The following is a 1,457-nucleotide window of genomic DNA, read 5'->3' on the forward strand; positions in this document are numbered from 1 at the left end:
CGGAACCACCACCAGCCACGACCCCGACAACGACCCCTCGACCACATCCGGAACCGGCTTCCACGACACCCGATAACGCCAACCGTCAATCGTCGACCGGTCACGGCTACTGCGGTGATACGCCGACAACGCCGGCAGCACCTGACTCAGCGGGGCCTCGCCGTCGATGTCGAGCGCCTGGGCCAGCGCCTGGAGATCCTCGCGCTCGACCGCCTCCCAGAACCGCGCGTCCACCGAGTCCGCTGCCGCCGTGTCCCGGCTCCCCAGGGCCATGGACGCCTCGGGCCAGAAACGCTCGCGCTGGAAGGCATACGTCGGCAGCTCGACCTGGCGTGCGCCACGACCGGCCAAGACCGACTCCCAGTCCAACGAGGCACCGCTGACGTGGAGTTCGGCCAGCGCCGTCGTCAACGCCCGTGCCTCGGAACGGTCCTTGCGCAGCACTGGAACGAGAACCGTTCCAGGGGTGTCATCAATCCCTTCCGCCAGGCAATCCTGGGCCATCGCCGTGAGCACACCATCGGGACCCACCTCAAGGAACCTGGTCACACCCAACGCCTTAAGCGCACGTACCCCATCCGCGAACCGCACCGCCTCACGCACATGCCTCACCCAGTAGTCGGGTGAGCACACCTCTGTCTCGGAAACCGGCCCACCAGTGACATTGGACACCAGCGTCATGGTCGGCGGCTCGAAGGAGAGCTCGCGGACCACTTGGCCGAACGCGTCCAACATAGTGTCCATAAGGCAAGAGTGAAACGCATGAGAGACCCGCAAACCCTTAGTCTTTCGACCCCTCGCCTCCCAGACACCCGCGACTTCCCGGACCGCGTGTGCATGGCCCGAGACCACCACGGCCGACGGACCGTTGACCGCGGCGATGCTCATCTCGTGCTCGCGGCCGGAGAGTGAGCCGGCGACCTCTTCTTCGGTCGCCTGGATGGCCACCATGGCGCCACCTTCAGGCAACGCCTGCATCAGACGGCCACGCGCCGCGATCAGCGTGCACGCGTCCTCCAGCGAGAACACCCCCGCCACATGCGCGGCCGCGACCTCACCGATGGAGTGGCCGATCAGCACATCCGGGCTGACACCGAAGTGCTCCAGCAACCGGAACAGCGCCACCTCGATGGCAAACAGCGCGGGCTGGGTGAAGGCCGTCTGGTGCAGCAGCTCGGCGTCCGCACTGCCCTCGGCCGCGAACATCACCTCACGCAGCGGACGGTCCAGCACCACATCCAGGTGAGCACACACCTCGTCCAGCGCACGGGCGAACACCGGGAACGCCTCGTACAACTCCCGCCCCATGCCGAGCCGCTGCGCACCCTGGCCCGAGAACAAGAACGCCGTCTTGCCACCCGTGACGGCCTGTCCCTGGACGACTCCCGAGCCGATTCCGCCCTGAGCCATCTCCTCGAGACCGCGCAGCAGGGCCTCGCGGTCCTCGCCGACCAGCA

Annotated in this window: 1 protein-coding gene; it reads right to left on the reverse strand. The window is 67.3% G+C overall.

Features of this window, described 5'->3' with window-relative positions; genetic code table 11:
• Window positions 1-1,457 (reverse strand): acyltransferase domain-containing protein (locus tag KN815_RS48810; RefSeq protein WP_216348163.1); only part of this gene is annotated, 1,457 nt, incomplete at both ends.

The organism is Streptomyces niphimycinicus (assembly GCF_018883605.1).
Lineage (GTDB): Bacteria > Actinomycetota > Actinomycetes > Streptomycetales > Streptomycetaceae > Streptomyces > Streptomyces niphimycinicus.